Source organism: Sphingomonas sp. GV3 (genome assembly GCF_031082075.1).
Lineage (GTDB): Bacteria > Pseudomonadota > Alphaproteobacteria > Sphingomonadales > Sphingomonadaceae > Sphingomonas > Sphingomonas beigongshangi.
On record NZ_JARWLE010000001.1, the window covers coordinates 1,848,888 to 1,864,477 of the forward strand.

The 15,590-nt window shown below is 69.9% G+C and carries 10 protein-coding genes; 4 read left to right on the plus strand and 6 right to left on the minus strand.

Annotation, left to right across the window (positions count from 1 at the left end; translation table 11 throughout):
* Positions 1 to 21: 21 nt before the first annotated feature.
* Positions 22 to 798 carry an enoyl-CoA hydratase gene (locus tag RF701_RS08710; RefSeq protein WP_210359244.1) on the minus strand — a complete coding sequence of 259 codons (777 nt, stop codon included), beginning with the start codon at positions 796 to 798 and terminating at the stop codon, positions 22 to 24.
* Positions 799 to 840: 42 nt separating this feature from the next.
* Positions 841 to 1,908 (minus strand): enoyl-CoA hydratase/isomerase family protein, encoded by a 1,068-nt coding sequence (locus RF701_RS08715; protein ID WP_308814713.1) that lies wholly within the window; start codon positions 1,906 to 1,908, stop codon positions 841 to 843.
* 101 nt (positions 1,909 to 2,009) lie between these two features.
* Here RF701_RS08715 and RF701_RS08720 point away from each other — a divergent pair, with 101 nt between their 5' ends.
* On the plus strand, positions 2,010 to 5,168 hold the full coding sequence (locus RF701_RS08720; RefSeq protein ID WP_374758647.1) for a type II toxin-antitoxin system ParD family antitoxin: 3,159 nt from the start codon (positions 2,010 to 2,012) through the stop codon (positions 5,166 to 5,168).
* Positions 5,169 to 5,187: 19 nt separating this feature from the next.
* Here RF701_RS08720 and RF701_RS08725 read toward each other — a convergent pair whose 3' ends face one another.
* On the minus strand, positions 5,188 to 6,678 hold the full coding sequence (locus RF701_RS08725; protein WP_308814715.1) for an alginate export family protein: 1,491 nt from the start codon (positions 6,676 to 6,678) through the stop codon (positions 5,188 to 5,190).
* Positions 6,679 to 6,748: 70 nt separating this feature from the next.
* Positions 6,749 to 8,104 carry a dicarboxylate/amino acid:cation symporter gene (locus RF701_RS08730; protein ID WP_210359240.1) on the minus strand — a complete coding sequence of 452 codons (1,356 nt, stop codon included), beginning with the start codon at positions 8,102 to 8,104 and terminating at the stop codon, positions 6,749 to 6,751.
* Between the two features lie 225 nt (positions 8,105 to 8,329).
* Between RF701_RS08730 and RF701_RS08735 the strand changes: the two genes are divergently transcribed.
* Both RF701_RS08735 and RF701_RS08740 read left to right on the plus strand, forming a co-directional pair.
* Positions 8,330 to 10,048, plus strand: coding sequence for an ATP-binding protein (locus RF701_RS08735; RefSeq protein WP_308814716.1), 1,719 nt, complete (start codon positions 8,330 to 8,332; stop codon positions 10,046 to 10,048).
* Entirely contained in the window at positions 10,045 to 11,355 is a 1,311-nt protein-coding gene (locus RF701_RS08740; RefSeq protein ID WP_308814717.1) for a sigma-54 dependent transcriptional regulator, read from the plus strand. The genes RF701_RS08735 and RF701_RS08740 overlap by 4 nt, the downstream gene beginning before the upstream one ends.
* 52 nt (positions 11,356 to 11,407) lie before the next feature.
* On the opposite strand, the gene RF701_RS08745 is transcribed toward RF701_RS08740, so the two are convergent.
* The gene (locus RF701_RS08745; RefSeq protein ID WP_308815643.1) at positions 11,408 to 11,911 is read right to left on the minus strand and encodes a methylated-DNA--[protein]-cysteine S-methyltransferase; all 504 of its coding nucleotides are present in this window, start codon (positions 11,909 to 11,911) and stop codon (positions 11,408 to 11,410) included.
* Complete coding sequence (locus RF701_RS08750) at positions 11,908 to 13,203, minus strand: homoserine dehydrogenase (RefSeq protein ID WP_308814718.1); 1,296 nt, start codon at positions 13,201 to 13,203, stop codon at positions 11,908 to 11,910. Before RF701_RS08750 ends, RF701_RS08745 begins: the two co-directional genes overlap by 4 nt.
* Positions 13,204 to 13,571: 368 nt before the next feature.
* On the opposite strand from RF701_RS08750, the gene RF701_RS08755 reads away from it, so the two are divergent.
* Positions 13,572 to 15,542 carry an OPT family oligopeptide transporter gene (locus tag RF701_RS08755; protein WP_210359235.1) on the plus strand — a complete coding sequence of 657 codons (1,971 nt, stop codon included), beginning with the start codon at positions 13,572 to 13,574 and terminating at the stop codon, positions 15,540 to 15,542.
* Positions 15,543 to 15,590: the final 48 nt, after the last annotated feature.

Here is a 15,590-nt window from a genome sequence, read left to right on the forward strand (position 1 = left end):
CGTCGCGGCCGCGGAGTCTTTCTATCGTCCCGTCCAGTTGCCCGGCCGCTTCTCGACAAAGGCAGCCATGCCTTCCTTCTGGTCGGCGGTGCCGAACAGGCCGTTGAACAGGCGCCGCTCGAACTGGATACCCTGCGCCAGCCCGGTCTCGAAGGCGAGGTCGACCATCTCCTTGTTCGCCTTGACCGCCAGCGGCGCCATCGCGGCGATCGTCTGCGCGGTCTTTACCGCTTCCTCGATCAGCGCGTCGGCAGGGACGATCCGGCTGACGAGGCCGGCGCGCTCCGCCTCGGCCGCATCCATCATCCGGCCGGTGAGGCACATCTCCATCGCCTTGGCCTTGCCCACCGCGCGGGCCAGCCGCTGCGAACCGCCCATGCCGGGAGTGACGCCGAGCTTGATCTCGGGCTGGCCGAACCGGGCCGTATCCGCGGCAAGGATGAAGTCGCACATCATCGCCAGCTCGCAGCCGCCGCCGAGCGCATAGCCCGCGACCGCCGCGATGATCGGCTTGCGGGTGCGCGTCAGCGTCTCATAGCCCGCGAAATGGTTGGTGGCGTACATGTCCGCAAAGGACATGGCCTGCATTTCCTTGATGTCCGCGCCGGCGGCGAACGCCTTCGCGCTGCCGGTCAATACCGCGCAGCCCTGGCCATCGTCCGCATCGAAGGCTGCCAGCGCGGCAAGGAGGTCCGCGAGCACCTGCGCATTGAGCGCGTTCAGCGCCTCCGGCCGGTTCAGCGTGATTAGGGTGACGGGGCCGCGCTGATCGACCAGGATGGTATCGTAGGTTGCCATGCTATCCTCTTTCAATCGTGCTCCGCGGGTCGCGGCGTCGTCTCAGTCGTGCGGCGTCCAGGCTTCCGCCTCCGGAAGCGGGGCGAAGATCTGGTCGAGGACGTGGTCCGTCACACCCTCCGGCGTCGCGGGGTTCCAGCGCGGCGCGTGATCCTTGTCGACGATCACCGCGCGTACCCCCTCGAGGAAGTCGTGGCGCTGCACCATCCGTCCCGCGACGGCATATTCCTGACGCATCTCGTCGGCGAAGCTCTGCAGCCCCGCGCCCTCGTGTACCAGGCGCAGGCCGACCTTCATCGCCAGCGGCGACTTGGTGCGCACGACCGCAAGCTGCTCGCGCGCGAAGGCGCCATCGTCGGCCTCGAGCGCGGCGACGATCTCTTCCAGCACGTCCGACGCGAAGAGGCGATCGATCTCGGCCCGGTGCGCGGCGATCGTGCCCTCCCCCGACCCTGACGCCAACCGATCGAGAATCGCCCCGATCCCCGCGGGATCGGCGATGATCGCCGCCTTTGCCTCCTCGAGGCGATCCGCCGACAGAAAGTGCGTCGCGAGGCCAAGCGCCGCGCAGTCCGCGCCGTCCAGTCGATGGCCGGTGACGGCCAGAAAGGCGCCGACGCGCCCCGGCAGGCGCGAGAGATACCAGCCGCCGCCGACGTCGGGAAACAGGCCGATGCCCGATTCCGGCATGGCGAACCGCGTCCGCTCCGTCGCGACGCGATAGCGGCAGGGCATGGCGATGCCGACGCCGCCGCCCATCGTCACGCCGTCCATGAACGCTACTATCGGCTTCGCATAGGTGAACAGCGCGTGGTTGAGCCGGTATTCGAGGTGGAAGAAGGCGCGCGCCGCCTCACCATCGGTGGCGCCGCTGTCGGCGAGCAGGCGGATGTCGCCCCCGGCGCAGAAGCCGCGCGACAATTTGGGGTCGCCATCGGGCGCGGGCGCATGATCGAGCATCACCGCGGCCACGCCCGGATCGCCACGCCATGCGTCGAGCGCGTCCAGCATCGATGCGCACATCGCCACGTTGAGTGCGTGCAGCGCCCGCGGGCGGTTGAGGCGCAGGCGGCCGACTTTTCCTGCCGTGTCGATGATCACGTCCGTCATGCGGACCTTCTACCCTCGTTGTCTCGATCGTCCATACCCGAGGATGGAAAGGCTTGTGTCAACTGTTGACGCAGACCGGGCCCGGGGTCATTTCGCATGTCATGGCCATCCGTCAGTCGCGCAACATCTCGCTCACCGCCGAACTCGATCGGTTCATCGATGCCCAGCTCGCCTCTGGCGATTACGGCAACGCCAGCGAGGTGGTGCGGACCGCGCTGAAACTGCTCCGCGATCGCGGCGAATCGGGGCGCACGCCGACCCGGCGCAGCGCCTTCCCGATCGGCGGCGGCATCTGCGGTCAAATGATCCGCGAGCGCGACTGGAGCCGGACGCCGCTCGGCCCGATCGAGGACTGGTCCGACTCGCTGCGCTGCACGGTGTCCAACATCGTCAACTCACCCGTGCCGAAGGTTCTGATGTGGGGCCCGGACCATGTCATGCTCTACAACGACGGCTATATGGCCATCGCCGGGGCGCACCACCCGAAGGCACTGGGCGGACTCGTACCGGATATCTGGCCGGAGATCTGGGATTGGAACCGCGAGATCCTGCGCCGCGGCTTCGCGGGGGAGGTCATCGCCTATCACGACCAGCCGATGACGCTGACGCGCGACGGGCAGACACCCGAGCATCTGCGATTCGATCTGTTCTACACGCCTATCTTCCAGAGTGACGGGTCGATCGGCGGCGTGATGTGCACCGTGATCGACAATACGGCCCGCGTCGCCGCAGAGGCCGCGGCGACCGCCAGCGCGGCGGAACTCCGCGCCATCACCGACGCGCTGCCGGTGCTGATCTCCTATGTCGACCGCGACCAGATCTATCGCTTCGCCAATCGTTACTATGAGGATTGGATGGGCCTCGACGCCGGCCAGGTGGTCGGACGCTCGCTGCGCGAGGTGATCGGCGACGACGTCTATGCGGAGCGGCTGCCGCTGATCGAACGCGCGCTATCAGGCGAGCCGATCGTGGCGGAAGGGTTGATGCACCATCGCGACGGCACCCCGCGCCGGTCGGAGATCCGCTACCTGCCCCGCATCGACGCGGAGGGCAACGTCGCCGGATTCCACGTCCTCGTCTCCGACATCGAAGAACGGGCGCGCCGCGAGGCGGAGGTGCGCGTCAGCAACGGTCGGTTCCGCGCTGCGATGGAGGCGGTGCACGGCGTCCTGTGGACCAATACGGCGGACGGCCGGATGCAGGGCGCGCAGCCCGGCTGGCAGGCGCTGACCGGCCAGACGGAGGAGGAATATTCCGGCTATGGCTGGAGCGCGGCGGTACATCCGGACGACGCGCAGCCGACCGTGATCGCCTGGGAAGCGGCGGTGGCGGCGCGGTCGATCTTCGTGTTCGAGCATCGCGTGCGGCGACACGACGGCGCCTGGCGCAACTGCCTGATCCGCGCGCTGCCGATCAAGGATGCCGACGGCAGCATCGTCGAATGGGTCGGCGTCCATACCGACATCACCGAGCAGCGCGCCGCGGAGCAGGCGCTGCGCGATCATGCCGACGCGCTGGCGCGGCAGGTCCGCCATCGCGAGCGCGCCGAGGAACAGCTGCGCCAGCTCAACGAAAATCTGGAAGCGCGCGTGATCGCCGAGATCGGTGAGCGTCGCGCCGCGGAAGCCGCGCTGGCGCAGGCGCAAAAAATGGAGACGATCGGCAAGCTGACCGGCGGCGTCGCGCACGATTTCAACAACCTGTTGCAGGTCGTGTCGGGCAACCTCCAGCTGCTGGCCAAGGACATCGCCGGCAACGAGCGCGCCGAACGCCGCGTCGCCAATGCCATGGCGGGCGTGTCGCGCGGGTCGAAGCTCGCCGCGCAGCTGCTCGCCTTCGGGCGACGGCAGGCGCTGGAGCCCAAGGTCGTCAACGTCACCCGATTCGTGCAGGGCATGGACGACCTGCTGCGCCGCGCGATCGGCGAGGCGATCGAGGTGGAGACGGTGTTCGGCGGCGGCCTGTGGAACTGCTTCATCGATCCGGTGCAGATCGAGAATGCGCTGCTCAACCTCGCGATCAACGCGCGCGATGCGATGAGCGGCCAGGGAAAGCTGACGATCGAGCTCGCCAATGCCCATCTCGACGACGATTACGCGCGGCTGCACGACGAGGTCGAGCCGGGGCAATATGTCATGCTGGCGGTCAGCGACACGGGCACGGGCATGAGCCCGGAGATCATCGACAAGGTGTTCGAGCCGTTCTTCTCGACCAAGAGCGAGGGCAAGGGCTCGGGCCTCGGCCTGTCGATGGTCTATGGCTTCGTCAAACAGTCCGGCGGCCATGTGAAGATCTATTCGGAGGTCGGCGAGGGCACCACGATCAAGCTGTACCTGCCCCGCTCCGCCCAGTCGGAGGACGTCGAGGTCGTGACCGACATCGGCCCGGCGATCGGCGGCACCGAGACGGTACTGGTCGTGGAGGACGATGACGAGGTGCGCGCCACGGTCGTGGAGATGCTGGGCGATCTGGGTTACCGCGTGCTCAAGGCGGTGGACGCGCAAAGCGCGCTCAACGTCATCGAGAGCGGCATTCCGATCGACATCCTGTTCACCGACGTGGTGATGCCGGGCACGCTCAAGAGCCCCGAACTGGCGCGCAAGGCGAAGGAGCGGCTGCCCGACCTCGCCGTCCTCTTCACCAGCGGCTATACCGAGAATTCGATCGTGCATGGCGGCCGTCTGGATGCGGGCGTCGAATTGCTCTCCAAGCCCTATACGCGCGAGGCGCTGGCGCGGAAATTCCGCCACGTGCTCGCCAACCAGCGGCAGCGGACGCAAAGCCTGGAGGCCCGCGCGCTGGCCAGCCCTCCTGCCCCGCTGAGGCCGCAGCCCGCCGGGCGCGGCCAGGTGACGGTGCTGCTGGTCGAGGACGACGAGGTAATCCGCGGCACTACCGCCGAATTGCTGCAGCAGGGCGGCTATGTCGTCGTCGACGCCGCCAGCGCGGAAGATGCGATGACCGCGCTGCAGACGGTGCCGATCGACGTGCTCGTCACCGACGTCAACCTGCCCGGCATCTCCGGCCCGGAATTCGCCACCAAGGCACGCGCGCTGCGCAGCGGCATCGGCATCGTCTTCGCGACGGGCGACGTCGGCGCGGTGCCGGTCGAGACGGGGGCCGTCCTGCTGGCCAAGCCCTATGGCCTGGAAACGCTGCAGGCGGCGATCGCCGGGGCGATCGGCCGTCCGGCCGAGGCGGCGGCAACGCCGGTTGGCGAAGCACGGGACGCGCCGAGGCTGGAGCGCGAGGCCGACTGACCCCCCTCGTCGGTCCCGCTCAGAACCTGAAGCTGACCCACCCGGCCAGGAAGTCGCTGCTCTTGAAGCCCGCCTCCGTCAGCGCGGGGCCGGCGGCGAGGTGCTCGTAGCGCCCCGTTACCGAGACGCGCGGGCTGAGCGTCCACACGGCCTGAAGCCGCGCGACGTCGGCGACCTTGCGCGCGCGGACGTTCTGCGTGCCCGCGAAGGGCTGTCCATTGGCGCGATAGACCGCGTCGGTGACGCTGTCGCGCCAGGTGAACTGATATTCCGCCGTCACGCGCACTTGCCGGAGCGGTGAGACGGTGACGTTCGGCGCCAATGCGACGAGGTTGGAGGGGGTCAGGAAGAGGGCGTAGCTATAGTAGATGTTGTTGCCGAACGGCGCATAGGCGTCGCGCAGCTTTCCGTCGCCATAACCGCCGCCCCCGGACGCGTAATCGGCGTGGAATCCGATGCGCGGCGCCGTGGCGGCCTTGCCGAGGCGCAGCGTCTGCGCGGCGAAGACCTGCCAGGCGTCGATGCGCTGGGCGATATAGGTGCCGTATTGGTGGTTGACGGTCCAGTCGATCGTCAGCGGCCCGGCGTCGCCCCACACGCGCGTGCCGACATAATAGCGCGTCGCCGGACCGATCCGCCCGCCCCAGGCGCCGACCATGTTGCGCCGCCGCCAGAAGAAGGGATCGACATAGAGCTTCGACCCGCCGAACCAGTCCCGCGGCACGACGAAGCCCAGCGTCACGCCCGAAAAGCGCCGCGCCGGATCGCTGACATCGTCCTCCGTGCCGAGGTCGCCATAGGCGGTCGGCTTGAGGTCGAACAGGTCGGCGCGCACCGCCCTGCCGCGCGCCCAGAGCCTCAGACCGTTGAGCGTGTAGCGGATCGTGTTGTTGTCGCGCTGCGAGACGAGCAGATTGGGTCCGTCGGTGAATTCCTGCCGGCCGTAACGGGCACCAAGGGCGATGCCGGCGACATCGACATCGCCCTCGACGAAGGCCTGCTGGACGACCAGATCGTTGCGCAGGGTCGCCGCAGGCGCGCCGAGCTCGACGCCGGAGATGCCGCCATGCGCGACCTCGGCAAAGGCGCGCAGGTGCGGCCCGACGTGCAGGTCGGCGCCGGCCACGATCCGGTTGATGTCCTGCCGCTGAGCCCGCGCATCGCGCAGGTTCGGGTTGGTGGTGTGGTTGACGCGCAGGCGGAATTCGCCCGACAGCGTCAGATAGACGTCCCCGTCGCCGTCGAGCGGCAGGAACTTCAGCCTGTCGAGCGGATCGTCGCGCTTTTTCGCATCGCGATAGCCGCTCCAGTCCTCCGCCCAGCGCGACAGGTTGAAGCCGTTGGCAGTCGCGCCGTCCCCCGCCGCCGCCGCGGGATAGGACTGGGCCATCGGCGCGGCAGGATTGCGGGTCTGGCCGGCCTCGCTGGGCGCCGCGGTCTGGGCGCGCGCGGCGGTCGCGAGAACGAGCAGGGCGGTGGCGCCGCCGAGGGCGCAGGCGATACGGGACATGGAGGCTCCCTTCCGGGTCGAGGCCTGGCCCGTCCCCGATCAGGGCGACGGGCGGGCGAAGCGTGGCGGCCTATTCTGCCGCGATGGCGTCGGCGGGCAGTTGGTCGACGCGCGGCATCTCGCCGCGCATCGCCGCATCCAGCCGGTCGCGGTCGAGCGCGCCTTCCCAGCGCGACACGACGATGGTGGCGACCGCGTTGCCGATGAAGTTGGTGAGGCTGCGGCATTCGCTCATGAACCGGTCGACGCCGAGGATCAGCGCCATGCCCGCGACCGGAACGCTCGGTACGATCGACAGCGTGGCGGCGAGCGTGATGAAGCCCGCGCCGGTGACCCCGGCCGCGCCCTTCGACGACAGCATCGCGACGCCGAGCAGCAGCAATTGCTGGCCGAGGGTCAGGTCGACGTTGCACGCCTGCGCGATGAACAGCGCCGCCAGCGTCATGTAGATGTTGGTGCCGTCGAGGTTGAAGCTGTAGCCGGTCGGTACGACGAGCCCCACGATCGACTTGGGACAACCGGCGCGTTCCATCTTCTCGATCAGCGCGGGCAGCGCGCTTTCGGACGAGGAAGTGCCGAGCACGAGCAGCAGCTCCGCCTTGAGATAGGCGATTAGGCGGAAGATCGAGAAGCCCGCGAGATGCGCGGTGACGCCCAGGACCACCAGCACGAACAGCAGCGACGTGAGGTAGAAGGTGCCGACCAGCGCCGCGAGATTGGCGAGCGTGCCGACGCCATATTTGCCGATGGTGAAGGCCATCGCGCCGAACGCACCGATCGGCGCGGCCTTCATCACGATGGAGACGAGCTTGAAGAAGGCGACGGACGCCTGTTCGAGCAGCGCAAGCACCGGCTGTCCGCGCTCGCCGATCAGCGCCAGGCTGATCCCGAACAGGATCGCGACGAACAGCGTCTGCAGGATGTTACCCTCGGTCAGCGCCGAGAGGAAGGTGTCGGGAATGATGCCTGTCAGGAAGCCCGTGATCGTCGTGTCATGCGCCTTCTCGGCGAATTCGGCGACCTTCTTCGTGTCGAGCGTCGCGGGGTCGATGTTGAGCCCCGCGCCGGGCCGGACCACATTGGCGACGATCAGTCCGACGATCAGCGCCAGCGTCGAGAAGAACAGGAAGTAGAGGAACGCCTTGCCCGCGACGCGGCCGACCGAACCCAGGTCGCGCATGCCGGCGATACCGGTGACGATCGTCAGGAAGATTACCGGCGCGATCACCATCTTCACCAGCTTGATGAAGGCGTCGCCGACCGGCTTCAGCGCCTCTCCGCTCGCGGGGGCGAAATGCCCCAGCAACACGCCCGCGATGATCGCGACGAGCACCTGGGCATAGAGATGCGCATACCACGGTCGGGCAGAGGATGGGGGTCGGGCGGAGGATGGGATCGCGGGTTGTACGGCGGGATCGATCGTCATGGGCCTCTCCTCTCGCGCTGGCCGACTGTCGCGGTCGCTGCGTCTGAACCCGAAGCCTGCCACTCCACCAGACATCCGAAAAGCGCCTGTTGCATTTTGTTTTTATCGTTACTTTTCAGTTTCTTGAACAAAGCGGTCGAATGCCTTCCGGCAGATTTCGGCGCATCCTTCGTCCGCAATGTGCAGAAACTTGCCCATGATCCGGCCCCGGGTTATGCCCGATCCATGTCGTCCACCACCCGCCGGGTCGCCGCGGCCGTCGCCGCGATGCTGGTCGCGGGTCTCGTCGCCTGGGCGGCGGGCGCGATCGCCGGCAGCCGTGCCCGCGGCGCGTTCATCGCCAGCCTGTCGGCGGATGCGCGGCTGCGCCAGGCGCTGCTGACGAGCGAACTGGAGCGGTTCCAGCTGCTTCCCATCGCCTTGGCGGACGATGTCGATGTCCGCGCCGCACTGGCGGGAACGCCGGGCGCCGCGCCGCGGCTCGACGAGAAGCTGGCCATGCTGTCCCGCGAAACCGGCGCGGCCGCCATCTACCTGATCGCGCCGTCCGGGCATGCGATCGCGGCGAACAACGCGGGCACGGCGCACAGCTTCGTGGGGCAGGACTATCGCTTCCGCCGCTATTACGCCCAGGCGCAACGCACCGGCGCGGCACGGCAGTTCGCACTCGGCACGGTCAGCCGCCGTCCCGGCCTGTACCTGTCGCGCCGCACGCCGGGCGGCGGCGTGGTGGTGGTCAAGCTGGAGTTCGACCGGATCGAGCAGGCCTGGCGCGCCGCCGGCGGCGAGACGTTCGTGACCGACCGCGACGGGATCGTGCGCGTGACCAGTCATCCGGCATGGCGCTTCGCCGCGATGCGGCCGTTGCCCGCCGCACGTGCCGCCGCGGTGCTCGCCGACAGCGGCGTCACCGCGTTGCGCCCGTCCCCGGTCCGCGCCGACGATCGCGGCCGCACCCGCGTCGCGGGGATCGACGGCCCGGTCGCGCTGGTCGATGCGCCGCCCGATGCACGCGGCTGGCGCCTGCATCTCGCGATGGCCGCCGCGCCGGCGGTGCAACCCATCGTCCGCGCCGCCCAGGCGGCCGCCGCCCTGCTGACGCTGATGCTGGCGGGCATCGCCTGGACATGGCGCGCACGGGTCCGGCGGCGCGCGGAGCGCACGCTCGCGCTCGAGGCGGCGGTCAGCGAACGCACGGCGGCCCTGCGTCGCGAGATCGAGGACCGGACCGCGGCGGAGGCGCGCGCGGCCGACCTTCGCGAAAGCCTGCGCCAGGCCAATCGGTTGGCGGCGCTGGGCCAGATCACCGCGAGCGTCGCGCATGAGACGGCACAACCGGTCGCGGCCATCCGGACCTATGCCGCCTCCGGCGAACGACTGCTCGACCGCGGCGAGACCGAGGAAGTTCGCGGCAACCTGCAGGCGATCGCGCGTCTGACCGAGCGGATCGGCGCGGTGACGGCGGAACTACGCGGCTTCGCGCGCAAGGGCAGCGGCGCAATCCAGCCCGTGTCGCTGGTGGAGGTCGTCGACGGCGCGCGCCTGATCCTGAAGGAGCGGCTGCGCGCGATCCGCGTGGACGTGGCGCCCATCCCGCAGGACCTGCGCGTTCTCGCCGGCCGCGTGCGACTGGAACAGGTGCTGGTCAATCTGCTGCAGAACGCGATCGAGGCGCTGGACGGACGGCCTGACCCGCACATCGCACTGGACCTCGCCTGCGATGCGCAGACCGTCCTGCTGACTGTGCGCGACAATGGCCCCGGCATCGCGCCGGACATCGCCGGCCGCATCTTCACGCCCTTCGCGACCAGCCGCCCGACCGGACTCGGCCTGGGGCTCGTCATCGCGCAGGACATCATGACCGATCTCGGCGGCGCGCTGCACCTGACACCTCCGGACGGCAGCGGCGCGGCGTTCCGCATCACGTTGCGACGCGCGGCATGAGCGAGCCCGCCGTCCGCGTCGCGCTGGTCGAGGACGACGACGACCTGCGCGCGTCGCTGTCGCAGGCGCTGCGGCTCGCGGATGTCGCGGTGGACGCTTTTGCCGCCGCCGCGCCCGCACTCGCCGCGCTCGACGCGGACTATCCGGGCGTCGTCGTCACCGACCTGCGCATGCCGTCGGTGTCGGGACTGGAACTGTTCGCGACGCTGGCGCAGCGCGATCCGTCGCTGCCGGTCATCCTGATGACGGGTCATGGCGACGTCGCCACCGCGGTCGACGCGCTCAAGCGCGGCGCCTGGGATTTCCTGACCAAGCCGTTCGACCCCGAGCGACTGACGGCGAGCGTGGCGCGCGCCGCCCAGACGCGCGCGCTCGCGCTCGAGAACCGCCGGCTGCGCCTGGCCGCCGAGGCGGACGCCGGCGACGGGCTGATCGGCGAATCGGCCGCGATCCGGCGCCTGCGGACGATGATCCCGGCGCTGGCGGACGCGGACATCGACCTGCTGATCGAAGGCGAGACGGGGACGGGCAAGGAGATGCTTGCCCGCCTGATCCACCAGGCGGGCAAGCGGCGCCGCAAGCGTTTCGTCGCGATCGGCTGCGCTGCCCTTCCCGAGGCCCTCGTCGACGGCGAATTGTTCGCGAGCGTCGGCGCGGGCAGCGTCACCACGGCGGACGGCGGCACCCTGTTCCTCGACGACATCGACCGCGCGACGCAGCGACTGCAGGACCGGCTGGCGGCGCTCGTCGAGACCCGCACGGTGCCGGGTCGCGGGCGCGATCCGGTGCCAGTCGACCTGCGCATCATCGCCACCGCGCGCGAGGCCGGGCAGCGCGGCGACCAGGCGATCGATCCCGCCCTGCTCTATCGCCTCGCGGCGGTGCGGCTGCGCCTGCCACCGCTGCGCGAGCGGCGCGAGGACATTTCCCTGCTGTTCGCGCATCTGCTGGCGCGCGCTGCGGCGAGACTGCGCGCGCCCCTGCCCATGCTGAGCGATGCCGCACGCGCACACCTGCTCGGCCACGACTGGCCCGGTAACGTGCGGGAGCTCGCGCATTTCGCCGACCGGCTGGTGCTGGGACTCGACCCGCTCGCGGACGGCGCGCCGAGCCTGGCGTCGGCGGCGACGCTGCCGGAGCGGCTCGACGCCTTCGAGCGCGCGGCGATCGTCGAGGCGCTGGGGGCGACGGACGGGGAAGTCGGCGCGGCGATCCAGCGTCTCGGCATCCCGCGCAAGACCTTCTATTACAAGGTGCAGCGGCTGGGCATCGACCTGCCCGCATTGCGCCGGCGGCGGGCGGGCTGAGGTTCGATTCACCGACGCGGGTGCGGGCCGGCATCGCCGCGCAGCGGTTCCGTCAGAAGCCGAAGCCGCCCTGCGCGCTTTCGAAGGCGAGCAAATGCCGCTTGGCGGCGAGGCCGCCCGCGAAGCCGGTCAGCGCGCCGCCGCTGCCGACGACCCGGTGGCAGGGGATGACGATCGAAATGGGATTGCGTCCGTTCGCGGCACCGACCGCACGGACGGCGACGGGCGACCCGATCGCGGCGGCGATATCGGCATAGCTGCGCGTCGCGCCGAAGGGGATAGCGGCGAGGGCATCCCATACGCGTCGCTGGAAGGCCGTGCCCCGCGGGGCGAGCGGCAGGTCGAAGCGACGCCGCGTCCCGGCGAAATAGGCGTCGAGCTGCGCCGCGGCCTCGCGCAGCACCGGATGTGACGCATCGTCGTGTGTGTCCGGCAGCGGCACCCTCGTCGCCTCGCCCGTGTCCGGCCACAGGATCGCGACCAGACCGGCGTCCTCCGCCACCAGCGTCAGCGCGCCGACCGGGGAGGCGACGACATGACGCGCCAGCGCCGTCATCCGAGGATGTGCATCCACAGCGGCGCGCCCGCCAGGCTCGACGAGCCGCGCAGCTTTTCCAGCGCCTGCGCGACGCAACGTTCCGGCCCTTCGTGCGTGACGATCGCGACCAGGGCCTTGCCATCGGCGGTGGTGCCGCGCTGTATCAGGCTTTCGATCGAGACGCCGGCATCGCGCATCGCCGCGGCGATCTCGGCGAGCACGCCGACCCGATCCTCGACGGTGAAGCGCAGGTAGGCGCGACCACGGCGCGCGCCGCTGTCCGCCCGATCCTGCTCGATGAGCGCGGCGGCCGGCATGGCGTAGGGCGGCCCGAACTCGCCGCGCGCGATGTCGATCAGGTCGGCGACGACGGCGCTCGCGGTCGGCCCGTCGCCGGCGCCCGCGCCCTGGAAGAACAGCCTCCCGACGAAATTGCCCTCCGCCACCACCGCGTTGAGCGAGCCGGTGACATGCGCCAGCGGATGGTCGATCGGCACCAGATGCGGATGAACGCGCTGGAACAGGCCGTGCGGCCCGGATTCCGCGACGCCGACGAGGCGGACCTTGTAGCCGAGCGCGGCGGCTTCCGCGATGTCGGCGGCGATGACATGGCGGATACCGCCGGTGGCAACGTCCGCGAAGGCCGGCCGGGTGCCGAAGGCGATACTGGCGAGAATCGACAATTTGTGCGCCGCGTCGACGCCGTCGATGTCGAAGCTCGGATCGGCCTCCGCATAGCCCAGCGCCTGCGCCTCGGCGAGGACATCGGCAAAGTCGCGGCCCTCCGCCTCCATCTTGGACAGGATGAAATTGCAGGTTCCGTTGAGGATGCCGTAGACGCGGCCGATCGCATTCGCCGCCGCGCCTTCGCGCAGGCCCTTGATGACGGGAATGCCGCCCGCCACCGCCGCCTCGAACTTCAAGGGCACGCTCGCCGCTTCCGCCGCGGCGGCGAGCTCGAGGCCGTGGTGCGCGAGCATCGCCTTGTTCGCGGTGACGAAGCCACGCCCCGCGCCCAGCGTGCGCCGCGCGAGCGTCAGCGCCGGCCCATCGGAGCCCCCGATCAGCTCCACGACCACGTCCGCCCCTTCGAAGGCGGCGAGTTCGGCCGTGTCGTCCACCCAGGCGAAGCGCGACAGGTCGACGCCCCGGTCCTTTGTCCTGTCGCGCGCGGAAACCGCCACGATCTCGATCGCGCGGCCGGCGCGGCGGGCAATGAGGTCGCGATTGGCGTCGAGCAGCCGGATGACGCCGCCGCCGACGGTGCCGAGACCAGCGAGGGCGACGCGCAAGGGTTGATGATCGGTCATTGCGGCCGCCTAGCGGAAAACAACGCCAGATGTCGAGACGGCGCAACCTTGTTTCGTGGGCAACCCGGGTGCGGCGGACCTCGTCCCTTTCCGCCCTCTCTCTCCGCAAGAACGAAACCGGGTGGTGCCGCTCGCTTCCCCAATCCCGTCACCCCCGCCCGTGCGGGAATCCAGACGCGGAACGTCCGTTGGAGTCCACATGCGACGGCAGCGTTTCTGGATCCCCGCCCGCGCGGGAATGACGGCAGGGGTATTGGCGCTGGCATCGCCGGCGATGGCGAATGCCATCGTACGCGCGACGCCCGACCCCATGACAAAACCACGCGCGCCCTTGTCGGCACGGCGGCATTCGTGCCACGCTTTGCCGCATGACCGACACCCGAACCGCCCCAGAGCGGCCGATCGCCGAGCTCACCGTCCGCGGAATCCTGCTCGGCGGCCTCATCACGTTGCTGTTCACCGCCGCCAACGTCTATCTCGGGCTGAAGGTCGGGCTGACCTTCGCCACCTCGATCCCCGCCGCGGTGATCTCGATGGCGGTGCTGCGCTATCTGCCGGGTGCGACGATCCTCGAGAACAACATCGTCCAGACCGTCGCCTCGGCGGCGGGAACGCTGGCGGCGATCATCTTCGTGCTGCCCGGCCTCGTCATGATCGGATGGTGGAGCGGCTTCCCCTATCTGCTCACCGCGGGCATCACCGCGACGGGCGGCATCCTGGGCGTGATGTTCTCGGTGCCGCTGCGCCGCGCGCTCGTCGTCGACACCGACCTTCCCTATCCCGAGGGGCGCGCCGCCGCCGAGGTGCTGATGGTCGGCGCGGGCAGCCGCGCGGGCGAGGCGGAAAGCGCGCGCGGCCTGAAGCTGATCGTCGTCAACGCGATCGCCTCCGCGGGCTTCGCGATCCTGACGCAGACCCGCATCGTCGCGGCGGAAGCGGCGCACTATTTCCGCGTCGGCGCGGGCGCGACCGGGATCTCGGGCGGCCTGTCCTTCGCGCTGATCGGCGCGGGGCATCTGGTCGGCATCTCCGTCGGCATGGCGATGCTGGTCGGCGTGGTAATCGGCTGGTGGGTCGCCCTGCCCTATCTGACCGCGCTGTCCCCCGCCGCGGTCGGCGTCACCGTAGAAGCCTGGGCAGGCGGCGTGTTCCGCAGCGACGTGCGCTTCCTCGGCGCGGGCGTGATCGGCGTCGCGGCGATCTGGACGCTGCTGAAGATCATCGGTCCCGTGCTCGCCGGCATCCGCTCGTCGATCGCGGCGAGCCAGGCAAAACGCGGCGGCGCGGTCCTCGAACTCGGCGAGCGCGACCTGCCGATCGGGCTCGTCGGCATCGTCAGCCTGGCGGTGCTGGTGCCGATCGCCGGCCTGCTCTGGTCGGTGATCGCGGGCGGGCCGCTGGCCGGATCGGCGGTCGCGCTGATCGCGGGCGCGCTCGTCTTCATTCTCGTCCTCGGCCTCGTGATCGCGGCGGTATGCGGCTATATGGCGGGCCTGATCGGCGCGTCCAACAGCCCCGTCTCCGGCATCGGCATCCTCTCCGTTCTCGCCGCCAGCCTGATGCTGGTCGGCCTGTTCGGACGCGGCACGCCGCCCGAGACGACGCAGGCGCTCGTCGCCTATGCGCTGATCGTCACCGGCATCGTGTTCGGCGTCGCGACCATCTCCAACGACAATCTGCAGGACCTGAAGACCGGCCAGCTGGTCGGCGCGACGCCGTGGAAGCAGCAGGTCGCGCTCGTCTTCGGCGTGATCTTCGGCAGCCTGGTCGTGCCCCCCGTGCTCGAACTGCTCGCCACCACGCTCGGCTTCCAGGGCGCGCCCGGCGCAGGTCCCAACGCGCTCGCCGCGCCGCAGGCGGCGCTGATCTCCGCGCTGGCCAAGGGCGTTCTGGGCGGCGACCTCAACTGGGGGATGATCGGCGTCGGCGCGCTGGTCGGCGTCGCGGTGATCGCCCTCGACGAGGTGCTGGGCCGAATGGGCAAGCTGCGCCTGCCGCCGCTCGGCATCGGCCTCGGCGTCTATCTGCCGATGGCGGTAACGCTGCCGGTCGTGATCGGCGCGATCATCGGCTTCTTCTACGATCGCTGGGCGGACACCCATGTCGACGCGGAGGGTGCGAAGCGCATGGGCGTGCTGACCGCGACCGGCATGATCGTCGGCGAAAGCCTGTGGGGCGTCGCCTTCGCGGTCATCGTCTACCTGACCAATTCCGACGCGCCGCTCGCGCTGGTCGGCGACGGCTTCGCGACGATCGCGCTGGTCGGCGGCACCATCGCCTTCCTCCTGCTCGTCGCCGCGCTCTATCGCTACACGCGGCGGATGGTGACGGCCCACTGAGCGTCTTTATGCGACGAACGGTGCGGTAGCGCGCGGAACGCCTGCACG

Excerpts from the sequence above, each read along its gene's own strand:
- RF701_RS08710 (WP_210359244.1), bottom strand. The coding sequence starts at position 798 with ATGGCAACCTACGATACCATCCTGGTCGATCAGCGCGGCCCCGTCACC.
- RF701_RS08715 (WP_308814713.1), bottom strand. The coding sequence starts at position 1,908 with ATGACGGACGTGATCATCGACACGGCAGGAAAAGTCGGCCGCCTGCGC.
- RF701_RS08720 (WP_374758647.1), top strand. The coding sequence starts at position 2,010 with ATGGCCATCCGTCAGTCGCGCAACATCTCGCTCACCGCCGAACTCGAT.
- RF701_RS08725 (WP_308814715.1), bottom strand. The coding sequence starts at position 6,678 with ATGTCCCGTATCGCCTGCGCCCTCGGCGGCGCCACCGCCCTGCTCGTT.
- RF701_RS08730 (WP_210359240.1), bottom strand. The coding sequence starts at position 8,104 with ATGACGATCGATCCCGCCGTACAACCCGCGATCCCATCCTCCGCCCGA.
- RF701_RS08735 (WP_308814716.1), top strand. The coding sequence starts at position 8,330 with ATGTCGTCCACCACCCGCCGGGTCGCCGCGGCCGTCGCCGCGATGCTG.
- RF701_RS08740 (WP_308814717.1), top strand. The coding sequence starts at position 10,045 with ATGAGCGAGCCCGCCGTCCGCGTCGCGCTGGTCGAGGACGACGACGAC.
- RF701_RS08745 (WP_308815643.1), bottom strand. The coding sequence starts at position 11,911 with ATGACGGCGCTGGCGCGTCATGTCGTCGCCTCCCCGGTCGGCGCGCTG.
- RF701_RS08750 (WP_308814718.1), bottom strand. The coding sequence starts at position 13,203 with ATGACCGATCATCAACCCTTGCGCGTCGCCCTCGCTGGTCTCGGCACC.
- RF701_RS08755 (WP_210359235.1), top strand. The coding sequence starts at position 13,572 with ATGACCGACACCCGAACCGCCCCAGAGCGGCCGATCGCCGAGCTCACC.